The following is a 21,755-nucleotide window of genomic DNA, read 5'->3' as shown; positions in this document are numbered from 1 at the left end:
TTGTAAGAACCGCCCATTTCCAGGGTAGTGGCTAATAAAATCCGCAACGTTTTCTTCGTTGGTTAAGTTACATCTCCCTTTCCCTGAAATTGCTATTTTTCGGCCCAAATGTTCCTTTTTTTCAAGCAATAGAACTTTCGCGCCGCCTTGCGCTGCTTGTCCGGCGGCCATCATCCCGGCCGCTCCGCCACCAACCACAATAACCTGATACTCGTTCATTCGTTTACTCACGCTTCCTTTGCTTTTCCTGCACTACTCTATCCACAACTCCTTAATTAAATAAAAGAGGCTGGAAACACCCTACAATTTGTGTTTTCGCCTCATCTATTTATCGTCCAAAAGTAAGTACTTCGCCAGTAGGGTTTCAACACCGACTAAGTGCTCCAGCATGAGCTGCTGAGCCTTTAACACGTCATGATTTTTGATTGCCTCATAAAGGGAAAAATGCTCTTGATATAATCTCTCTGGTGTATTCCTGTCCCCGTAAAGCTTGCTGCGATTAGCTTTTAAAGTCTTTCGCATAGTATCTGAGATAGTGTTCATCAAGCGCATCAGGATCTTGTTATGCGTGGCCATAGCTATGGCAAAATGAAAACGCTGATCCGCTTCTTCCCCAATACAATCTGCTTTGAGATCCATGCGCATGACTTCCAAGGCTTCGTACATTTCCCGGATCTCATCTGCTTGTGCTCTCTCCGCCGCTAGCCCCGCTGCCTGTACCTCCAGAATCTTACGAACTTCATAAAGTTCCAGATCCGTATCTTTTTCAATAAATAGCATCCAAGCAAGAGGAGCAACTACAGAATCAATGTTTACCTGTCTGATGTACGTTCCTTCTCCCGCGCGTACTTCGATAAGGCCCATCATTTCAAGAGCACTTATGGCTTCACGAATAGCTGCCCGACATACTTGAAACTGTTCCACTAATTCACGCTCTGATGGTAAACGATCGCCAGGTTTTAGCTGCCCTTCCGCAACCAAAAGCCCTATTTGATCAACAATCTGTTCATATATTTTCTTAGTTTTAATGGGTTTGATAATCACTAGATATCTCTCCTTTATTCGACTGCCACTAATCAAGTTCACTAGCGAATAATACTAGTGAAATATTATACTTGTTATGGCCGCATGAACTATCCAATTAGTTTAGTAAGTCTGGGATTTCCAACGATGGGTTAGATTGTGAAATAATTTGGATAGCTAATTGCTTACTTCTTTAGTGTACCATGACCCTTATAATAATGAAACATGGAAACACTTATTTGGAAGAGCATTTCCATATAAAAGCCTAAAATAACCAATTGTAGGTAGGCAATTTTGCTAACTTCATTTATCTTTATGGTTATTATTAACAGTATTTTGTTGACATTTAGTTTTTAATAGCTTAAGTTATATGTAAACCAATTTATATATTTAAGTTTACAATGAGGTGGTGAACCCGTGGTAAGAGATAACAACGGCCTTTTTATTACCGGCACTGATACCGGCGTGGGAAAAACTGTAATAACAGCCGGGCTATTAGGAGCTCTACGGAGGCGGGGAATAAACGCTATAGCGATTAAACCTATCCAGAGCGGAGGAATCCTTCGGAAAAACCAATTAGTTTCGGAAGATGCTAATTTTTATGGAGCGGTAACGGACTTATCTTATACCCCCCATGAATTAAATCCTATTTGCCTGCAAGCGCCTTTAGCTCCGGCTGTAGCCGCAGAAGTCGAAGGTGTAACTATTAACCTTGGGACTATGCTGGATCATTTTCGAAGGATATCGGCGGACCATCAACTTACCGTAGTTGAGGGGGCCGGGGGGTTGATAGTTCCGCTAGTGGGTAACGAGGAGACAGTAGCGGATCTGGCAGTAAGCATGGGCTTACCTTTATTAGTCGTTGCTCGGCCTAATTTGGGTACTATAAATCATACGTGTTTGACGGTGGCTTATGCCAAGGCCAGGGGATTAAAGATCGCTGGCATTATTATTAATATGTACGACCATCAAAACCCTGGGCTGGCTGAGCGGACAAATCCAGGTTTAATTGAAACTATGACCGGGGTACCTATACTGGGATTAGTTCCCAGGGTGGAGGGGCTTACGGTTGAAGGGGAAAACCCTCAACCAGGTGACTTAATTTCGATCATCGAAAATTATGTTAATATAGATCAATTACTGAAGAGCATAAAGAACATATAGGAAACTCATAGAGTTTCAGACTTCCAAATAACTTAGGTTGAACTCATCGAAGAGCATAGTGGATACTCGAACCATGAGCCACCAAAAGGAGTTGAGTTAATTGAGCCTAGATTACGCCCAATTAGCAGAGTGGGACAAGGAGTATGTCTGGCATCCTTTTACCCAAATGCAAATGTGGAATGCCGCTGATCCGTTAATCATTGAACGCGGGGAAGGCAGTTACCTAATAGATGTTCAAGGCAATCGTTATTTAGACGGAATATCTTCCCTATGGGTCACGGTCCACGGCCATACTCATCCCATCTTAACCCAGGCAATCAAAGAACAGGTTGATAAAATCGCCCATACTACCTTACTGGGGTTAGCCAATGTTCCTTCCATCCAATTGGCAAAAAAGCTCGTGGAGATCACACCTCCCGGTTTAACCAAGGTCTTTTATTCCGACGCGGGCGCCACTGCGGTAGAGATCGCGCTTAAGATTGCATATCAGTGTTGGCAGCAGCATCCAGATCCCCAAAAGCGGCAGAAGAAAAAATTCATCTCTCTGGAAGAGGCCTATCACGGAGATACAGTGGGAACGATCAGTGTCGGCGGTAAGGGTTCGGCTTATGCTACGTATCGGGATTTGTTATTCGAAGGGTACAGGGTACCTGCGCCTTATTGCTATCGCTGCCCGTTGGGGCGGGAGCGGGAGCAGTGTAATCTCGCCTGTCTGCAGGTTGTTGAGGATATTATGGCGAAGCATCATCAGGAAATTGCCGGTCTGATTATAGAGCCTCTGGTGCAAGGGGCGGCCGGGATGATTACAGCGCCCGATGGGTACTTAGGAAAGATCCGTGGGCTTTGCACGAAATATAATATTTTAATGATTGCGGACGAAGTCGCTGTTGGCTTTGGTCGTACCGGCACCTTGTTTGCCTGTGAGCAAGAAGGGGTTAGTCCCGACATCATGTGTGTAGCCAAGGGCTTAACAGGAGGTTATTTACCCCTGGCCGCCACCTTAACCACAGAAGCAATTTTCAATGCTTTTCTGGGGGAACTGCGGGAGGGTAAAACCTTTTTCCATGGTCATACTTTTACGGGAAATCCCGTAGGCTGTGCAGTGGCTCTGGCAAATATTGAGGTCATCGAACAAACCCGGTTGATCCGGCATATCCAAGCTTCAGCCCGGTTGCTGAGCAGTGAATTGAAGAGGTTTAAAGCATTGCGCCATGTGGGCGATATCCGGCAAAGAGGCTTAATGGTGGGCTTGGAACTGGTTCGGGTCAAGCAGACCAAAGAGCCATATACCTTGGAAGAGAATATCGGTCATCAAGTAATTCTGGCAGCCCGCAGACAAGGATTGATTATTCGGCCCTTGGGTAATGTCCTTGTGCTGATGCCCATCTTAGCGATGAGTGGGGAACAATTACAACAAGTGCTGGCCATAACCTACCAGGCAATTAAAAACGTAACTGAAAAGGAGTCACTATGAAGATGCGTAAGGTTGATGTAATTAACCGGCTGGAAGAAAAGGTTTTAGCGGGTCAGGAGGTTACCCGGGAAGAAGCTCGCGAGTTAGGGGAATTGGACGGGCCTGACCTTTATCAACTGTTTGCAGCCGCGAGCAGGATTCGCGATCTGCGGGCCGGCACAAAGGTGGATCTGTGTTCGATTGTTAATGCCAAGTCCGGGGCATGTTCGGAAAACTGTAAATTTTGTGCCCAGTCGGCGCATCATCAGACGGAAATTGATATTTATGATTTGTTGGACGAAGAGTCAATTCTGGAACGAGCACTTCAGATGGAAGCGGAAGGAGCTAAGCGCTACTCCCTGGTGACCAGCGGCCGGGGGATCAGAGAAGGAGATTTCGTGAAGGTCTTAGGTATTTACCGGCGCTTAGCCCGGGAAACTAACCTGAAACTTTGTGCTTCCCTGGGGATCATCACCGAAGACATGGCCCGCAGGTTGAAGGAAACCGGTGTAACTACATACCATCATAACCTGGAAACAGCAGCCAGCTACTTTCCCCAAATATGCACAACTCACAGTTACCAGGACCGCATCAACACCATAAAAGCGTGCCGGGCTGCCGGTTTGGCTATATGCAGCGGCGGGATTATTTCCATGGGTGAAAGCATGGCCCAACGCTTGGAGATGGCTTTTGCTTTAAGGGAATTAAACGTGCAGTCCGTACCTCTGAATATACTCAGTCCCATCGCGGGAACTCCCCTGGAAAAACAAAATGTCTTGCCTCCCCTGGAAATATTACAGACAATAGCAATCTATCGGTTTATTTTACCGGAAGCAAGCTTGCGCTTTGCGGCCGGTCGCGAAAACGCCCTGCGCAATTTGCAGGCTATGGGTTATTTAGCGGGAATCAACGCTACCTTGGTAGGTAGTTATTTAACCACCTCCGGGCGCACCGTGGCTGAGGATATTCAAATGATCCTGGATATGGGGCTGGAAGTAGAGGCATAGCGGAGTATCCTTATCGAAAGAAAAGGGGGTTAACGTGGAAGACTTTTATGCCGACTTGGCACAAAAACTGGAAAAATTACATGCAGAGCATCTTTTCCGTGAGTTTAAAAGTGTCGCCGGACCCTTAAGCGAATGGGTGGAAATAAAGGGGAAGAGACTGTTAAACTTAAGCAGCAACAATTACTTGGGCATTGCCGGTCATCCCCTCTTAAGAACGGCCGCCAGCCAGGCGGTTCAACAGTTGGGCTGTGGGTCGACTTCGGCAAGGTTGATCGCGGGAAACTACGAATTATATGATCAAGCGGAAAAAGACTTAGCCCGGTTTAAAGATACGGAAGCGGCGTTAATCTTCAACTCCGGCTATACAGCGAATCTCGGAATAATTTCAACCCTGGCCGACCGGGGAGACATCATCCTTAGCGATAATACCAATCATGCCAGTATTATTGACGGTATCCGTCTGAGCGGCGCGGATTTATTGCGCTTTAAACACACGGATATGGGAGATTTAGAGCGCTGTTTACAAAAGGCGGCGGGTTACCGTCATAAATTGATCATCACTGATAGTGTCTTTAGCATGGACGGCGATCTTGCCCCTCTCCCCGCAATAGTTGAATTGAAGGACAAGTACAAGGCGGCTTTGATGATTGATGAAGCCCATGGAGGTGGGATTTTCGGGGAAAACGGCCGGGGACTGGCCGAATACTATGGGGTATCGCATCGGGTGGAAATCACTATGGGTACCTTGGGCAAAGCCTTTGGTTGTTTCGGGGCTTATGTGGCCGGGCGGAAAATACTCATTGATTATCTGCGTAATAAAACCCGCAGCTTCATTTACACCACCGGTCTCCCCCCGTCTGTCCTGGCTAGTGTGCAAGCAGCTCTTCAGGTTGTTCAACAGGAGAAATGGCGGCGGGAAGGGGTTCTAGCCAAGGCCGCCTGGGTACGAAATGAACTGGCCGAGGCTGGATTTAAGCTCTTAGACAGTCAAAGCCAGATTATCCCTATCCTTATAGGAGATAATACAGCTACCGTGGAGTTCAGCAGACGTCTGTTTGACGAAAATATTTTAGCAGTAGCCATCCGACCGCCTACGGTACCACTGAATGCCGCCCGGTTAAGGTTAACCGTTATGGCCACCCACAGCAACGAAGAACTGGCTGGGGCTGTGCAACATCTAAAACAGATTGGGCGAGAATTAGGGATTATCTAAAAGGAGTGTGGCCGGCAAATCCTAACCCAAATATTTTTGTTCGAGCAGTTTTATTTCTTGTTGAAATGATTGACTTAAACGAAAAAGTAAGCGTTCCATGTCCAAGCGGTGAAGCGAAATATTTTCGGGACTGAGAAAATCAATTTTGCGAAATTCAGGTTTAATCAGCAGAGGAAGTAAATCGTCAAGGTTCTCGATCCGCAGAGTTAAGACTATGGGTGCGTAGGCAACCTCTTGTCTACGCCTCCCCTCCCCTTCAGTCACAGTATAGACATCAAGACTTAAATCGACCTCTTCAATAAAAATCCCTTGAAGCGGCACGTTGCGTAATAAGGCAACCTGTTGTTCTCGCATGGTTTCCGCCATTTGTTCTTTACTCTTTCCACCAAAGAAAAAGCGTCCATTCCGCGATTCACCGCGATAATCTACACGAATCCGTACACGAACGTGCTCTGTCAGGAGCTCATCCCCTATCCGAATCTTCATCATCGTTCTCTCCATTTCTATATTAAAAACTATATCGCTATTTATTTCGTCATAAAATATTCTCCATGGGTTTGATTTTCTCCTGCATGTCTTGCTTTAACTTCTTAGTCCAACTTTGGAACGCAATTCCTTGACTTCTCCTATCGTCAGTGCCCGGTAAGCGCCTATACGGAGGGAATTTTCCAGAGTTAACGAGCCAAATCTAATACGTTGAAGTTTAACCACCGGATATCCGATTGCTGCAAACATCCGACGAATTTGACGATTTTGACCTTCGTGGATTGTAACCTCCAAGACTTCTAAATGATTATCTTTAGACTTAACAGATGTTTCCTGGGAAACACCGCTCACGCGCTTAACATGAGCCGGAGCAGTGAATACATCTTCTAAAGGTACCCCCTGCCGTAAAGTTTCAAGGGCCTGCATACTCACCGGTCCTTGTACCCAGACCCGGTAGGTCTTCTCTACCCCATACGAGGGATGCATTAAGCGGTGAGCTAATTCTCCATCGTTAGTAAGCATTAATAAGCCCGATGTATCATAATCCAGCCTTCCGACCGGATAAACCCGTACCGGAACATTTTTCAGTAAGTCAACCACGGTGGGACGCCCTTGGGGATCACTTGCACTGGTAATCACACCGACCGGTTTATTGAGAAGATAATAGTAAAGTCCACGTGATCGGGTTACCGAATGCCCATCCACCTGAATTTGGTCTTGCAGACACACTTTAGTCCCCAAAGCAGAAACCTTATTCCCGTTTACTGTCACCCGACCTTCTACAATCAACCGCTCAGCATGTCGACGAGAAGCCACTCCAGCCCGGGCGAGCACTTTTTGCAAACGTTCTCCGTCCCCTTTTTCGTGAGCCCTGTTCAAATGCTCCACGCTCCCTCTATCTACTCAGAAGTCAGAGGTCAGAAGCCGGATGTGTCAGATCGTTATATTTCCTTTCTGATCTCTGGCCTCTGTTATCTGACCTCTGGAGAAATACCTCCTTGTCTGACGCAAAATATCCTTGGCATCTTTGCCTTGTTTTTTTCTTTCATATGTCTAACGCCACTATTCTCTCAGATCAAATACACCCGGTCCTATTTCCGGATAACTATTCCGAACTTTTTCCCAAAATAGTTCTTTATGCTCATCCTGAGGAAGATGCACTAAGAAATCACCTGGGTACCGGCGCAGAATTACCGACGGAATCTCTTCATCCTCTATTGTCGTTAAGCGAAAACCCACGCGATTCGCATAATATAACGTCATTGGTTGTGGACCGCTCAAGATAAGAATACTTGAGGCGGAAGTATAATCCTTAATCCACCCCGCTTGGCTGAGAATCTCCTCATTCCAATGATACTTTGGCGTTAAATAGGCATATGATTTCAGATTGATCAATACCAGGAAAAAGATAACAATCACTGTTCCCGGTAGGGAATCAATCCAGTCAAGGGCATAAGCACTCAGCAATGCAACCAGGGGTAGGATAGGAACTAAGTAATAATCCAAGGGAATACGTACACAAACCACCCCTATATAAAGAACGCCAATTCCTGCCCAAGTTAAAAGAGCTATTCGCGCAGGAGAACGCAAAAATACCAGGCGGCAGACGCCAACTCCCGCAAGAAGGAGAACACTGCCGGTAAATCCTCGTTGAATGTTGTTACTCAAAAAAATCCAATCCAGGTTACTCGTATCTACAGCGTTTCCGGTCATTATTCCGGATACAAACTGACTTGAAGGGGCGACGTTAAAATGTACCCATAAATAATATACCATCGGGGGAATAAGCACAATCAAACTAAAACGTACAAGCTGACTTACCCGTTTATGCTTCAAAGGATAAAAACCAAGCAGGAGGGCAACCGGAAACAACATAAGCTGAGGGAGCTTGGCTAATATTGCCCCGGCCATTAACAACCCACTTTTCCAAAGTCCCCTGTCCCCCTGCGAATTTCTCCAGTGCCAGATCATTGCCAAAGCCCAGATACTCCAAGCTTGAGCCATCGGTTCAGGCATCACAACCCGGCCATAATAAATCGACAAGGGCATTAAGGCATAAATAGCTGCCGCTATAAGCCCGACTCGAGCAGTAAACATTTTCCGCCCTAAATCATAGATTCCACCCACCGTAATTAAAGACAAGACAACCGACCATAGACGTCCCCAAATATCCGCCCAACCAAACAAAGTCCATGTCCAAGCGAGAAGGTAAGGTAAAAAGGGAAACTCCAATTCCACTCTCTGAGGGGTGACCCCATCATAATTAAGCTGCGGCAGGAAGACATTCGGAATATCCGTTAAACGCCCAAGCATATGGGTAGACATACTCGCCGTATCTGCCTGGCGCCAGGCTTGATCATCCAACAAGGGGTTTGTTATCCCCCATAGACGGGCTCCCAAGGCAATTAACAGAATCAGAAACAAGAGGCAACGTCTTATTCCTCCGCCCATTCTACTGTACTCCACTTATTGCGTTTTATCTGATATATTAGCTGGACATATCCCCAAATCGTTGCTCCAATTCTCATTTTACTGGCGCCTTTTTTGAGTTCATAATGAAGTTTTAAGGGGACTTCGGTCACGCGCTCTGCAAAGGGAGCAACTTTCAACAATAATTCAACCATCCCTGAAAAGTTCCGGCTCTTAATTATATCCGGGCCATAAAGTCGAGCACCCTCGGCCAATATCGAAAGACGATAAGCGCGAAAGCCGCAGGAATAATCCCTTACTCCTTGTATAGGTGCAAAAAAATGCATGAATTTCCCTGCTCCCCAAGATAGTCCCCTTCGCCCTAAAGAAAGTCCATGCTGTTCCCCACCTTGGACATAACGTGAGGCAATAACAATGTCAGCTCCCGAACAAATCTGATCATAAAGCAAGGGGATCCGATCTGCCGGTTGGGTATTATCCGCGTCCATTGTAATAACCATATCCGGGACTTCCTGGTTCAGCTGTCCAGAGGATTCAGGTCGGTTGTCTTGTTTCTCGTTTAAGTTCAGGACATACTGAAAACCGCTGTTTAAGGCTGCCCCCAGGCCTTGATTTTGAACATGGTTAACTCCGTGAATGTTATTATGTGTTTGGGCGTAACTTTGGACAACATCCCAAGTACGATCTGTACTCCCATCATTGATGACCACGATCTGATGTGGGAATGGCATACAGTTTTGTTCGACATCTTCCAGCAATGCCGGAAGCGCTGCGGCCTCATTATAGGCAGGTAAAACAATATATAGCATACTAATCAATGCCCCCTTTCGGTTCATCGTTAGTATGTACAAAGTAGGGTTTAATAAAACACCTTGGTGACAATCCAGACTGAAACAATCAAGCCTACAAAATCCGCTAATAATCCTAACTTGAGAGCGTAACGGTACTTTTTGATTCCAACCGATCCAAAGTACACGGTTAGGACAAAGAATGTGGTATCCGTACTGCCCTGAAGGGTTGATGCCAAACGACCGATGAAGGAATCCGGTCCATGTTGATTGATTAGCTGTGTTGCTACTCCTAACGCCCCCGAACCACTCAGAGGACGCATTATAGCCAAAGGGATAATCGAAGCGAAATTCGGATCCAGCCCTAGCAGCGCGAAGAGCGGCTGTAACCAATGCGCCACTGTTTCGAGCGCTCCGGAATCCACAAAAACCCTTATAGACACCAGCATTCCAATTAAGAAAGGGAGAATCCGCACACCTGTTTTAAACCCTTCCTCCGCTCCGGCTACAAAAGATTCATAGACAGGGACTTTTCGGAGGTAAGCCAGTACCGGAATGAGTAACAGGAGTAAGGGAATCGCCCAACGAGAAATCTCGGTAATAACCTTCATTTTCCCCTCCTGTGTCGTATCAGGTAATCCGCGATGATCGCAACAGTCATAGCACATCCCGTCGCGACGATTGTTGTCCCAATAATTTCAGTTGGATTGACAGAATTTGCTTTCAGACGTACGCCAATAATTGTCGCCGGGATGAGCGTTATACAAGAAGTATTTAAGGCCAGAAACGTAATCATGGCCGGACTTGCCGTGTCGGGTGCCGGATTTTCCTTTTGGAGTTCTTGCATAGCCTTCAGACCAAAAGGGGTAGCCGCATTACCCAAGCCTAAGATATTGGCACTCAAATTCAGAATAATAGCTCCCAAGGCAGGGCTATCCGGCTTCAGGGAGGGAAACAAGCGGCGAACCGCAGGGCCAAATAAACGGGCCATCCCCTTAATAAAACCTGCTTCCTCCGCCAAACGCATGAGCCCTAGCCATAAACTCATCACGCCGATTAGTTCAATGGCAACCTCTACTCCAAGTTCCGCCGCTTTCAGCGCCGAAATCGTGACACTTTCAATGTGCCCATTAAACGCTGAGATAATAATTCCAGTAGCCAGCATTAAAAGCCAGATGAGATTAACCAATTTCACGTCCCCCCTGCCTAAAAGTATGAACCGGACAAGCAAAAAAGAACGAGATTATTCGTTCTTTTTTGTCGGGTCACTGCTCCACTTGCGGTAATTAGACATTTGTGATAGAATGTGTTATCCTAAGGTGGTGGTTTGGCACGCACTTTTCTAAGCTCGTGAAAGCTGCCTACTTACACCTTATATTATTTATTGGAACAGGAGGTGGCAGGAAAGGTCCGGTCTGGTTTAGTTAAATCTTTAGCGCAGGATGGTCGTTAGAAGTTGGGAAGATAAATTCTTCCTATATACTTAAGGAGGGTAATTATGAACTTAAAAGAGTTAGAAAGATGGCCCCGTCAACACGATATAAAAAATCATGAGTTATTTGGGACTGAGCACTTTGGAACTGAAGCACCTTGCGTAGTATATGAATTAAAGCCCGTTATCGACCCCAAAGGAAATCCCGTACCAGGTTGTAACACAGCATGGGTAACCCTGAACAACCCCGCCCAATTTAATTCTTACACAACGGAAATGGTTAAAGGGGTTATCGCCGGAATGCAAAAAGCATCGGCAGATCGTACCGTTGTCGCTTGTATCTTTACCGGTACAGGCAGCGACGCGTTTTGTACAGGCGGTAACACCAAGGAATATGCCGAGTATTATAGCATGAACGGTACAGAGTACGGCTATTACATGGATCTCTTCAACGCGATGGTTGATGGTATCCTTAATTGCAAAAAACCGGTTATTTGCCGGGTTAACGGCATGAGAGTCGCCGGCGGCCAGGAAATTGGTTTGGCTTGCGACCTCGCAATCTCTTCCGACCTCGCTATTTTTGGACAAGCAGGCCCGAGACACGGATCAGCTCCGGTTGGCGGTTCCTGTGACTTCCTCCCCGCATTTATGACCGCAGAGCAGGCCATGTGGAGCTGTGTTTCCTGCGAAATGTGGAGCGCTTATAAAATGCAAAATGTCGGCATGATCACCAAAGCCGTCCCCGTCTTAAAAGTCGATGGCAAGTTCATCCGCAACCCATCGGTTATTACAGATGCGTATGTTCAAGACGGCGCGATCGTTTACGGCGAAAATAAAACAGGCGATGCCGCTGCGGAAGCTAAAGCAATTCGGAAAACAGCAACTGTAGACTTCAGCCTGCTGGATGCCGAAGTAAATAAGATTGTCTATACCTTTACTAACTTGTTCCCCAACTGCTTGATGATGTCCATTGACGGGATCCGCGCCAAGAAGAAATTCTTCTGGGATCAATCGAAATTACCGAACCGTCACTGGTTGGTCGCTAACATGCAGAGCGAGGCTTATCTGGGCTTTAACGCTTTCAACAATAAGAAAGCAACCGGTAAAGACGTTATTGACTTTGTTAAATATCGTCAGTTGCTCAACGATAAAGCCCCATATACCACGGAATTCTTTGAAGCAGTCATGGCTCCTCCCAAAGATAAATAGGTTTAAACATTTGCCGCCCCCCTGTTTATATGTATTAACAGGAAAAACAAAAAAGAACGAGATCTTCTCGTTCTTTTTATTTATCCCTATTATCCTGAGAATTATCTTTAGATAATTACTCTCTGATCCGTTTAGTCACGAGCAATGATAATCTCATCCGAAGTTTTCTTCTTCTTATTATGTAACATCCCCGCAACCCTGTCTAACAGATCAGGAACCGTATCGATCAACCGATCAACTACTACATTACTATCAACAGGTAAAAGTCGAATGCTTCCGTTACCTACGACCAAAAAGGCAACCGGTCGCACTGATACCCCGGCTCCAGCACCGCCTCCAAAGGGAAGTGCGGCTGCTTGTCCTCCCGTATGCGTATTTTCTTTATTGTCCTCCGCCGGTGCAAACTCACTGCCGCCTGCTGCGAAACCGCAAGAAACCCTTGATATAGGAATTATTACTGATCCATCCTGCGTTTCTACCGGCTCTCCAACAATCGTATTCACATCCACAATCTGTTGGATACTCTCCATGGCCGTTTTCATCAATGATTCAATTGGATGATTACCCATGTACACGTCTACCCCCTTATACCTCGCCTAATAATTCTCAATACATTAAATCCTCCAAAAATAATATGGCTGATTCTTAATTGGAATATGCATTGAAGATCACATAGAAATCCTGCTTTCTTAAATCGCGGGATAACCACTAACGCTGGACTGCTGACCTCGACCGTCACTTGTCGATAAAGGCGGGAAAGTGCAAAACCAAACATAGTCCAAAAAGCACCTGCTGCAATCGCTGTCTGAGCCGCATCTTGACAGCCGATTTCTATCCGCCAATTAATGGCCTTGCAATGGATTCCCCTGTAGAATTGCTGTTTTACCCGGTATATGTGCCGCAACAAACGGGGAACATTCGGCCAAAAACGGGACAGCCATCCTCTCCGTATATAGCGGATACGCGCTTTTTTCGTTGTTTGGCGTGTTCCTCCTTTAGTTATGGCAACCTGTTCCATTTCAACCTCTGGTCCTTTTTCCCATTCTAATTGGAGGGTTGGAATTTGATATTGAATATGCCATAATCCGTGAAAGGCACGAAAATCGATTTCAATATGATCTTCCTCTTCGATCCGCCTGTATCGAAAATCTACTTCCGCTTTTAAAGCTAAGCCAATTAGCAGCAGTAAAATCATCGCGAGCAAAAATGCTAATACCCGCACCTGCACCCCTCCGCACTAATATCTTCGTCTTCATGACAGTCCCTAATAAGGTAAGTTATTGGTACGCGAATTGCCTGTTGTTCATGCCGTGCCTCCTTCATGGCAGTCCCTAATAAGGTAAGTTACCCTATTTCGAGGATTTTTATACAAGAAACTCCTACCCTTGCGTTTCTCTCCTTCCTCCATCTCTTGCGCTGGAGGCCGATGAGATACAATATGAAAATTGTATTATATATTCTTATCGTCAATAGTGGAGAAAAAGATCATTATAGTGTAGAATTTATTAGTAGTTTCTGTGCAAAAACCCCCCTGGTCTTAATCAAGAAGTTGGAATTCACCCCCTTTCCCCGTTATGTCGAATTTTACAGTAAAAGGATGATATTCGGAGATATCCTTAAACAAGGGAGCAAATGGAATGCATGAAATAGCCCAAGACTTAAATCGCGAGATACTTCAAGAAAATCCCCATATTCACGATTTATTATCAGAACTCGGAAAGAATTTGTACTTCCCCAAGGGGATCCTCACTCAATCTGCGGAGGCTAAGCAGAAGGCCCATGTTTATAATGCCACGATAGGAATAGCGACGGAACAAGATCAACCAATGTTCTTACCGTTAATCCAGGAAACGCTATCCGGTTACGATCCTAAAGACCTATACCCCTATGCTCCTCCTGCGGGGAAACCTGAGCTAAGACAGCTTTGGCGAGAAAAAATGATAAGTGACAACCCTTCTTTAAGGGATAAATCCTTCAGTAATCCTATTGTTACCAATGCCTTAACCCATGGTTTAAGTATAATTGCGGATCTAATTATTGACGAAAACGACCCCTTGGTTTTACCTGACAAGATATGGGGTAATTATAACCTTATCTTTGGGGTTCGCAGAGGGGCGAAAAACATTACATTCCCTTTCTATACTAAAGAAGGAACTTTTAACACGACAGGAATGAAAGAAGCTTTACTTAGCAAGAAAGATCATGGAAAGGCTATTCTCTTACTTAATTTCCCTAATAACCCGACCGGGTACTCACCCAATGAACAAGAAGCAACAGAGATCGTTGACGCCCTGAAAGAAGTCGCCCAACAAGGAATGAACTTGGCTGTTGTTACAGATGATGCCTATTTTGGGTTATTTTATGAGAACTCCATCAAGGAATCCCTGTTTGCTCGAATTGCCAACATTCATCCCAGAGTATTAGCCATCAAAATTGATGGCGCTACGAAGGAGGACTATGTATGGGGCTTTCGTGTTGGATTTATTACATACGCATGTGAGCATCCAGCCGTATTAAATGCTTTGGAAAAAAAGACGTTAGGTATTATGCGGGGGACGATTTCCAGTGTTTCTCATCCGTCACAAACTTTCGTCTTAAAGGCACTTCAATCGCCAGACTTCCAAACCCAGAAACAAGAAAAATTCGAAGTATTAAGGAAGCGGGCTTGCAAAGTCAAACAGCTACTCGATCAGGGGAAATATCGCGATGCCTGGGACTACTATCCGTTTAATTCAGGGTACTTTATGTGTCTTAAACTCAAAGGAGTGCAGGCAGAAGTCTTGCGCAATCACCTGCTTGAGCAATATGGTGTGGGCGTAATATCGCTTGGTGAAAGAGATGTGCGCATTGCCTTCTCAAGTGTCGAGGAACAGAATCTTGAACAACTTTTTGATCTTATTTATCAAGGATTCAAAGATTTATCGGTATAATATAACTAATTTATGCCGCAGAGAACCCGTATTTAAGCTTATGGGTTCTCTCTACGTTTCTTCCGACGTAATACCCGCAGTACCCAACTTTTGAAGCCAACTCTTTTGGGAGGGGGAGGGAGAGGAGGTTTTCGACCGCAGACCAGACCAAATCCAAAGTAACCCCGGTTCATCTTCATAAAATTAGCATTTTTTTGCAGTCTGATAATTAAGCCCGGCAAGCTGGCGGCTTTTTCCGAGAGACCTTTTACCAGCACCCAATCCTTTTTGAGTTCGTTCAAGATCAGCCTGCCATTCTTCTTCATTCGTTGCGGATTCTTGATAATTTCATCCTGAAATCCTGCTTGTGTTAAAGCATTGAGCCATTCTTCAAAGGGCAATGGATTGGTGCCTGAACCAAAGCACACCTCCATCTGCCTCCTGAGATTAGCGGGCAATTCAGCCAGCAGAACCATTTCCAGATCAGCAACCCTGCCCTCTGGCTTAAGGACTCGATAGAACTCCCGGTACACTTTTACTTTATCTAAAAAAACCGTTATAGATTCAGCTATTACCAAATCAAAGCAGTTATTGGCAAAGGGTAGATTATAAACATCTGCTAACCTAAACTCCACTAAATGAGAAACTCCTTCTTTCTCCGCCCTTAGGCATGCTTTTTCAACCATTTGGGGGTTAATATCGACTCCTATGATTTTGCAGCCTCTTGTTTTGGCCAAATGACAGGCTGTAAGACCGCTGCCACACCCGGCATCAAGTACATATTCCTCTGGCTTTACCCCCATCGCGTCCAGATTCTGTTGGGTAGCAGGGAAGCCTCCCGGATGGGAACTGCCTATACCCAGCCAAGCCAATAGTTCAAAATAGTTCATTTCTTCCACTCTCTTGCTTTCTGCAAACACCGAATATTACCCCCTTCCCTAGATCTATGGTATTATATTCCATCAACTTGTTTGATGATATTCTTAATTATCTGTGAAACAGAAATCCGTCCTGAGATGGAGATGGAGATGGAGATGGAGATGGAGAAAGGCTGGAAGCATACGCTTCCAGCCTTATTTCTTGAACTTAATTATGCTCACTCGGGTAACATTTTTACTAGTCGGCTAATTCTCTGCCTACCCTATCTCCTTGTTGAACCGATAAGGTCTTTATTTTTGAAATGACATCCCTAATTAATCTCGCCGTAATTCCCCATATGATTTCTCCGGCAACTCTATAGACATAAACGTTATACGGAGCATTCCCCCACGGTTTCCAATACCGCTCTGACAAGCCCAATTCTTTCGCAGGAAAACTAATCACTTCTGCTCCAGTATGGTTGGTGAATGAAGGATGGGCAACGAAGTATATTTCATAAGCCTCTGGTTCTATGTCCTCAAAAAATGCTACCGGAACCGTAAAAACCTTAGCAACCTCTTGCGAGCTTATTCGCAAATCATGCACACCGCCAACATCAACAGTTCCTAAAAATGCGTCTACAGTTGTACCCATGGGGGCAATGATCGTATCAAGCATACCAATAACCCTTATCTTCTCCTTGGCAACCCCTAACTCTTCCGAAGTCTCTCGAATTGCGGTCTCTCGAAAACCAACGTCTTTTTTCGGATCAAATCTTCCGCCCGGAAAGCAAATTTCTCCTGGTTGTCTAATATTTGCAGCTCTTTTTTGAAAGACAAAATGATACTCTTCGTCAACAAGTATCAGCATCACTAATACAGCAGAATTCAAACGTTCTTCTTTGCCATTAATACCAGGCGTAACCGGCCACTTTTCTCTTAAACCTTCTATTACCAATTTATTCATGCTCTCCACCCCGCCGTATATATAAAGTCCCCTATCAACTTGTCTGTCGCTTACATCACCCTACTTCCGTCTCTTCGACAACTCCTCAGCCACCTTCCCAACCCCAACCACACGCTCTTCCAGCATCACCAAGACATGATAGAACAAATCGGATACTTCATAGGTGATCTCCTCCGGATCAGCATTCTTCGCAGCGATAATAACTTCCGCGCTTTCCTCCCCGACCTTTTTGAGGATTTTATCAATTCCTTTTTCGAACAAATAGGTGGTATAAGCGCCTTCAGGCCGCTCCAAATTACGAGAGTGAATCACATCTGACAACAACTCCAAGGTTCTCCCCAAGGAAGGCTCCGGCCTTACTTCCGGTTCGCCGGTAATCCTAAATCCTGCGCCGGTCAAATCATAGTGAAAACACGAGAAATGATTCTCATGGCAAGCCATCCCGGTTTGCTTCACAGTCAGGAGGAGCGCATCCTGATCACAATCAAATTTTATGTCGATGACCTCTTGGAAATGTCCGGAGGTTTCCCCTTTCAACCACAAGGATTGCCGACTTCGGCTGTAAAAGCAGGCCTTGTGTTCCAGCAAAGTCCGGTGCAAGGACTCTTCGTTCATATAAGCGAGCATCAGAACGTCTTTAGTCTCCACATCCTGGACAATCGCGGGAACAAGGCCTTGGGAATCCCAGCGGATCTTCGCTAAATCCAAAACCTCTATTTCATTTGCATCCATACGTATCCCTACCTTCCAGTTCATATCGTGGTTCGAGGTTCAAGCTATTCCTACCCCACCACTGGCAATTACAGGCTTACTTAACATGCCATTCCCCTCCTAGCCCTCATCATACGTTATGCGCTAGGTCAACTACTCCCCAGCAATCCCCTCAGCGTGAGCAGCCTCCAGTGCTTCTCTCAAAGTAAAGGCCCCGCTATAAAGCGCTTTCCCTGTAATAGCTCCTTCAATGGAGACCCCTTTTAACACCTCAGTCTGCACACTGCGCAGGTCATCTAATGTAGTAATCCCGCCAGAGGCGATCACGGATAAACCAGTTTCCTGGGCCATCTGTACAGTACTCTCAAGATTAAGGCCCAGCATCATTCCATCCCGGGCAATATCTGTAAAAACCACACTCTGTACTCCCACTATTTTCATGGCCTTACCTAAGTCAAGCGCCCTCATTTCTGTCGTTTCGGCCCAGCCTTGAACCGCAACCAAGCCATCCTTAGCGTCAATGCCCACAATGACTCGTCTCCCGTAGCGGCGCGCAGCTTCGGCGACCAACTCCGGGTTTTTGACAGCGATTGTCCCTAGAATAACCCGATCAACTCCTAACTCTAAAAGCTCCGTGATCCGCTCCATCGTGCGGATTCCGCCCCCTACTTGGATTTTCAGAGAAACACTCCCGACAATTCGTCGGATTATCTCATCATTGACCGGTTTACCCGTAAAAGCGCCGTTTAGATCAACCATATGTAAATACTCGGCGCCTTGACTTTCAAAGTCCTTGGCCACATCAACAGGGTTAGCGGCGTAAATCGTGGAATCCTCCATCCGTCCCTGTAACAGGCGTACCGCTTTTCCTTCTTTTAGGTCAATTGCCGGAAAGAGCAGCATGGTCATTCACCCACCTTCCAAAATTTATGAGTATTTTAAGCCCCCGGGACTTGATTTTTCCGGGTGTTACTGTGTCCCCCGAACATTGTCCTTGCCAACGACTGCAGGAAAGACGACAACCTTTACCAAAGCCTTTTCGACGCTTCTTAAGTTTCCCCGTCCATAATCTACAATACCGATCAATTTATATAACTCCTTTGGTTGAAAGTATGCCACTATAGCGAGTGTTCTGGCGAAGGGCAAGCCCGAGGGCTCTTCCCACCCCTTTGAAGGCAGCTTCCAGAATATGATGACGATTCTTCCCGGAAAGTTGCCTGACATGCAGGGTAAGTCCGCTCTGGACCGCTAATGCTCGAAAGAATTCTTCAGCCATCTCGATCGGAAACTCACCAACCATACCGTCCGGGCAATCTACCGCCCAAACAAGGTAGGCACGGTTGGAGAAATCCAAAGCCACTTGAACAAGGGCTTCGTCCATGGGAAAAAGAGCCTCCCCGATCCGTTCAATCCCCACCTTATCGCCGCAAGCTTCCCGCAAAGCCAGTCCCAACACGATACCACAATCTTCTATCGTATGGTGAACATCCACCTCTAAATCCCCGCGGGCTTGAAGAATGAGATCGATATAGGCAAAGCGGGCTAAGGCTGTTAACATATGATCAAAAAAGCCAATCCCGGTCTCGACTTGAGCTTCTCCCGTTCCGTTAAGATTCAAGCGAACGTGGATCTCTGTTTCCTTCGTTTTCCGTTCAATATAGGCTTCTCGCAATGTAATGATCCCCTTTCAAAAGAACAATCTTAGTCGCGCGTTGAACCGGTGCTGATCTCCCGAATTGCTCGTAAGAATCCCTCGTTTTCTGCGGGTAACCCCGCACTAATGCGCAGACATTTCCCAAGAACCGGGAGCTCACCCATGTTGCGGACGAGAAATCCCCTCTTCAACAACTCCTCTGCCCACCCTTCGGGATCAGCTGGCTTAAAGAGAATAAAATTTGCCCGCGTCGGATAGACCACGACGTCCGGAATTTGAGATAATCCCTCATGCAATTTATGTGTTTCTGCTTTGATCTGCTGAATTTGCGACTGATACTCTCCTAAGTAACCTAAGGCCAGGATCCCCGCCTTTTGACTGAACGAATTGACATTATACGGCGGCCTCACCCTGTTGATTAGGGCAATGGTCTCCGGTTGGCCAAGTAGATAACCCAGGCGAAGGCCGGCCATGCCAAAGGATTTAGAGAACGTCCGGAGGATAATTAAGTTGGGGAAGTTTTCAATCTCGGGAATAAGAGTTTCCTCTGAAAACTCTGCATAAGCCTCGTCAACCACCACAATTTTACCACTTTCCTTTACCAATCGAAGAATCCCTTCTTGAGGGAATAGCGAACCGGTGGGGTTATTAGGATTACAAACGATCACTACATGGGCCTCCGGGGACTTTGCCGCCTCTAACATCTTCGCTATGTCCAAAGCTAAGCCGTTTAACAAGGGAACAGGTACAACTGTGGTGTCGGTCAAACGAGCGTAATTCTGATACATCCCGAACGTCGGGGGGTGAATAATTAGGGATTTCCCCAAGCCGCCAAAAGTGAGTAAAATAAGCTGGATCAGTTCATCAGACCCGTTACCGATCAGGATTCCTTCCGGAGAGGTTTCCGTATACGTCGCTATGGCCATTTTGAGGTCCCCACCCATTCCGTCCGGATAGCGGTTTAACGCCAGGTCCTCAATGTACAATGCCTCCCGCATTCCCGCCGGCCAGGGAAAAGGATTTTCATTTGCATCGAGTTTAATGCACTGGGGCAGATATTTAGCTTCATAAGGAACGAGCTGCCGGACTTCCGGGCGAACTAAGCTCTCCAGGTTACTTAATATAGGCTCCACTCTATCTATCTCTCCTCTCTGTGTCTCCAAGGCTTATTTAACCCTCACTTCCACAGCGCGGGCATGCGCTTCTAATCCTTCGCTGCGGGCGAGGATGGCGATCTGCTTGGCATCCCTTTTCAGGGCTGCTTCCGAATAGCCGATCACACTGACCTTCTTCATGAACGTATCGACATTAAGGGGAGAGTAAAACCGAGCCGTCCCTCCGGTCGGTAAAACGTGATTTGGTCCCGCAAAGTAATCTCCTACTGGTTCTGAGGAATACCTTCCGAGAAAGACCGCACCAACATTTTGAACTTGCCCTAACCAGGAATAGGGGTCCTGCACGACCAGTTCAAAGTGTTCCGGGGCAATTTTGTTGACCAAATCCATACCTTCCTGGAGATCCGACACGAGAATTGCAGCCCCATAATTCTCCAAGGAAACCCGGGCAATTTCGGCACGGGGTAAGTCTTCAAGCTGCCGCTCCACCTCTGATAAGGTCTGCTCAAGGAGTTGACGAGAAGGCGAGACTAAGATCGCCGAGGCCAGGCGATCATGCTCAGCCTGAGAAAGCAAATCAGCGGCTATTTCTTCCGGGTGTCCACTCTTGTCTGCTAAGATTAATATCTCACTCGGTCCGGCCAGCATATCAATATCGACCGTTCCAAAAACATGTTTTTTGGCTAGAGTAACATAAATGTTCCCCGGCCCGGTTATTTTATCCACAGGAACGATCGTCTCCGTCCCATAGGCTAACACCCCAATCCCTTGAACCCCTCCTACTTTATAAACTTCGGTCACCCCAGCTTCAGCCGCCGCCACCAAAACTTCAGCCCGTAGCGTACCATCAGCTCCGGGGGGGCTGACCATCGCAATTTCTTTTACTCCTGCTACCACAGCAGGCAAGGCGTTCATCAGGACGGACGATGGATAGGAAGCCGTTCCCCCGGGTACGTAAATACCCACGCGTTTAAGCGGAAGAATAAGCTGCCCGAGTATACTCCCATCTTGATCCGGTTCCAACCAGGAGGTTCGTTTCTGCTTCTCATGATAGCGCAGGATATTTCCCTTCGCCGTTCGCAGTGCTTCTAAAAACTCCTTGCTCACGTTTTGATAAGCCCCTTGGATTTCCTCATCCGACACCCTCAAACCGCTTGGGCGCAGGTTAATATGATCAAATTCCTCGGTCAGTTGATAAACCGCTTCTTCCCCATCCTTCCTGACACGCTTGAGTATGTCTGCAACACGCTTCTCCAGGGTTGCATCATCTCCGTACGATTTCCGAGTGAGACGGTTTAAATCGATGTCTCTTAGGTTCTCAATCTTCATAAGTTTCC

23 protein-coding genes and 1 pseudogene are annotated in these 21,755 nt (G+C 46.3%); 6 read left to right on the top strand and 18 right to left on the bottom strand.

Annotation, left to right across the window (positions count from 1 at the left end; translation table 11 throughout):
- Both AC6I5A_RS12030 and AC6I5A_RS12025 read right to left on the bottom strand, forming a co-directional pair.
- On the bottom strand, positions 1–219 hold a 219-nt coding region (locus AC6I5A_RS12030), incomplete at its 3' end, for an NAD(P)/FAD-dependent oxidoreductase (RefSeq protein ID WP_034616226.1).
- 105 nt (positions 220–324) lie between these two features.
- Positions 325–1,044 (bottom strand): FadR/GntR family transcriptional regulator, encoded by a 720-nt coding sequence (locus AC6I5A_RS12025; protein ID WP_034616223.1) that lies wholly within the window; start codon positions 1,042–1,044, stop codon positions 325–327.
- 396 nt (positions 1,045–1,440) lie between these two features.
- Between AC6I5A_RS12025 and bioD the strand changes: the two genes are divergently transcribed.
- The 4 genes from bioD to bioF all read left to right on the top strand — a co-directional run bounded on the left by bioD (position 1,441) and on the right by bioF (position 5,860).
- Positions 1,441–2,187 carry a dethiobiotin synthase gene (gene bioD / locus AC6I5A_RS12020; RefSeq protein WP_034616220.1) on the top strand — a complete coding sequence of 249 codons (747 nt, stop codon included), beginning with the start codon at positions 1,441–1,443 and terminating at the stop codon, positions 2,185–2,187.
- 100 nt (positions 2,188–2,287) lie between these two features.
- Positions 2,288–3,661: an adenosylmethionine--8-amino-7-oxononanoate transaminase gene (bioA, locus tag AC6I5A_RS12015; RefSeq protein ID WP_034616217.1), complete on the top strand. Its 1,374-nt coding sequence runs from the start codon at positions 2,288–2,290 to the stop codon at positions 3,659–3,661.
- Between the two features lie 2 nt (positions 3,662–3,663).
- Positions 3,664–4,647, top strand: a complete 984-nt coding sequence (gene bioB / locus AC6I5A_RS12010; RefSeq protein WP_034616214.1) for a biotin synthase BioB — start codon at positions 3,664–3,666, stop codon at positions 4,645–4,647.
- A gap of 34 nt (positions 4,648–4,681) precedes the next feature.
- A complete protein-coding gene (gene bioF, locus AC6I5A_RS12005; protein ID WP_052168070.1) occupies positions 4,682–5,860 on the top strand; it encodes an 8-amino-7-oxononanoate synthase in 1,179 nt (392 codons plus the stop codon).
- Positions 5,861–5,881: 21 nt separating this feature from the next.
- On the opposite strand, the gene AC6I5A_RS12000 is transcribed toward bioF, so the two are convergent.
- From AC6I5A_RS12000 to AC6I5A_RS11975, 6 genes are all read right to left on the bottom strand, one after another.
- Positions 5,882–6,346: a hypothetical protein gene (locus AC6I5A_RS12000; protein ID WP_034616211.1), complete on the bottom strand. Its 465-nt coding sequence runs from the start codon at positions 6,344–6,346 to the stop codon at positions 5,882–5,884.
- Between the two features lie 96 nt (positions 6,347–6,442).
- Positions 6,443–7,225 (bottom strand): pseudouridine synthase, encoded by a 783-nt coding sequence (locus AC6I5A_RS11995; protein WP_034616208.1) that lies wholly within the window; start codon positions 7,223–7,225, stop codon positions 6,443–6,445.
- Positions 7,226–7,408: 183 nt separating this feature from the next.
- Positions 7,409–8,797, bottom strand: coding sequence for an ArnT family glycosyltransferase (locus AC6I5A_RS11990; protein WP_034616206.1), 1,389 nt, complete (start codon positions 8,795–8,797; stop codon positions 7,409–7,411).
- Positions 8,782–9,585, bottom strand: coding sequence for a glycosyltransferase family 2 protein (locus tag AC6I5A_RS11985; protein ID WP_034616203.1), 804 nt, complete (start codon positions 9,583–9,585; stop codon positions 8,782–8,784). Before AC6I5A_RS11985 ends, AC6I5A_RS11990 begins: the two co-directional genes overlap by 16 nt.
- 50 nt (positions 9,586–9,635) lie before the next feature.
- Positions 9,636–10,175, bottom strand: a complete 540-nt coding sequence (locus tag AC6I5A_RS11980; protein WP_034616200.1) for a spore maturation protein — start codon at positions 10,173–10,175, stop codon at positions 9,636–9,638.
- Positions 10,172–10,753 carry a nucleoside recognition domain-containing protein gene (locus tag AC6I5A_RS11975; RefSeq protein ID WP_034616197.1) on the bottom strand — a complete coding sequence of 194 codons (582 nt, stop codon included), beginning with the start codon at positions 10,751–10,753 and terminating at the stop codon, positions 10,172–10,174. Before AC6I5A_RS11975 ends, AC6I5A_RS11980 begins: the two co-directional genes overlap by 4 nt.
- 309 nt (positions 10,754–11,062) lie before the next feature.
- Here AC6I5A_RS11975 and oah point away from each other — a divergent pair, with 309 nt between their 5' ends.
- Entirely contained in the window at positions 11,063–12,205 is a 1,143-nt protein-coding gene (gene oah / locus AC6I5A_RS11970; RefSeq protein WP_034616195.1) for a 6-oxocyclohex-1-ene-1-carbonyl-CoA hydratase, read from the top strand.
- Between the two features lie 131 nt (positions 12,206–12,336).
- Here the strand turns inward: oah and ytfJ are convergent, their stop codons facing one another.
- Positions 12,337–12,774 (bottom strand): GerW family sporulation protein, encoded by a 438-nt coding sequence (ytfJ, locus tag AC6I5A_RS11965; protein WP_034616193.1) that lies wholly within the window; start codon positions 12,772–12,774, stop codon positions 12,337–12,339.
- Between the two features lie 8 nt (positions 12,775–12,782).
- A complete protein-coding gene (locus AC6I5A_RS11960) occupies positions 12,783–13,427 on the bottom strand; it encodes a DUF2953 domain-containing protein (RefSeq protein WP_034616190.1) in 645 nt (214 codons plus the stop codon).
- Positions 13,428–13,842: 415 nt separating this feature from the next.
- On the opposite strand from AC6I5A_RS11960, the gene AC6I5A_RS11955 reads away from it, so the two are divergent.
- Positions 13,843–15,135 (top strand): aminotransferase class I/II-fold pyridoxal phosphate-dependent enzyme, encoded by a 1,293-nt coding sequence (locus AC6I5A_RS11955; protein ID WP_034616185.1) that lies wholly within the window; start codon positions 13,843–13,845, stop codon positions 15,133–15,135.
- 38 nt (positions 15,136–15,173) lie between these two features.
- Here the strand turns inward: AC6I5A_RS11955 and AC6I5A_RS11950 are convergent, their stop codons facing one another.
- The 8 genes and pseudogenes from AC6I5A_RS11950 to hisD all read right to left on the bottom strand — a co-directional run bounded on the left by AC6I5A_RS11950 (position 15,174) and on the right by hisD (position 21,747).
- On the bottom strand, positions 15,174–16,004 hold the full coding sequence (locus tag AC6I5A_RS11950; RefSeq protein ID WP_052168071.1) for a methyltransferase domain-containing protein: 831 nt from the start codon (positions 16,002–16,004) through the stop codon (positions 15,174–15,176).
- Between the two features lie 226 nt (positions 16,005–16,230).
- A complete protein-coding gene (locus tag AC6I5A_RS11945) occupies positions 16,231–16,938 on the bottom strand; it encodes an NUDIX domain-containing protein (protein ID WP_052168068.1) in 708 nt (235 codons plus the stop codon).
- Between the two features lie 60 nt (positions 16,939–16,998).
- Positions 16,999–17,670, bottom strand: coding sequence for a bifunctional phosphoribosyl-AMP cyclohydrolase/phosphoribosyl-ATP diphosphatase HisIE (gene hisIE / locus AC6I5A_RS11940; protein WP_052168067.1), 672 nt, complete (start codon positions 17,668–17,670; stop codon positions 16,999–17,001).
- Between the two features lie 132 nt (positions 17,671–17,802).
- Entirely contained in the window at positions 17,803–18,552 is a 750-nt protein-coding gene (gene hisA, locus AC6I5A_RS11935; RefSeq protein WP_034616254.1) for a 1-(5-phosphoribosyl)-5-[(5-phosphoribosylamino)methylideneamino]imidazole-4-carboxamide isomerase, read from the bottom strand.
- 96 nt (positions 18,553–18,648) lie between these two features.
- A pseudogene (gene hisH / locus AC6I5A_RS11930) lies at positions 18,649–18,735 on the bottom strand (imidazole glycerol phosphate synthase subunit HisH); the annotation flags it as partial.
- A 1-nt stretch (position 18,736) separates the two neighbouring features.
- Entirely contained in the window at positions 18,737–19,327 is a 591-nt protein-coding gene (gene hisB, locus AC6I5A_RS11925) for an imidazoleglycerol-phosphate dehydratase HisB (protein ID WP_497900715.1), read from the bottom strand.
- Positions 19,328–19,350: 23 nt separating this feature from the next.
- Positions 19,351–20,436, bottom strand: a complete 1,086-nt coding sequence (hisC, locus tag AC6I5A_RS11920) for a histidinol-phosphate transaminase (protein WP_497900712.1) — start codon at positions 20,434–20,436, stop codon at positions 19,351–19,353.
- A 33-nt stretch (positions 20,437–20,469) separates the two neighbouring features.
- Positions 20,470–21,747 (bottom strand): histidinol dehydrogenase, encoded by a 1,278-nt coding sequence (gene hisD, locus AC6I5A_RS11915; RefSeq protein ID WP_034616179.1) that lies wholly within the window; start codon positions 21,745–21,747, stop codon positions 20,470–20,472.
- Positions 21,748–21,755: the final 8 nt, after the last annotated feature.

The organism is Desulfosporosinus sp. Tol-M2 (assembly GCF_059735615.1).
Note: the sequence above shows the minus strand (reverse complement) of the source record. Positions and strands in the feature narration are given on the sequence as shown.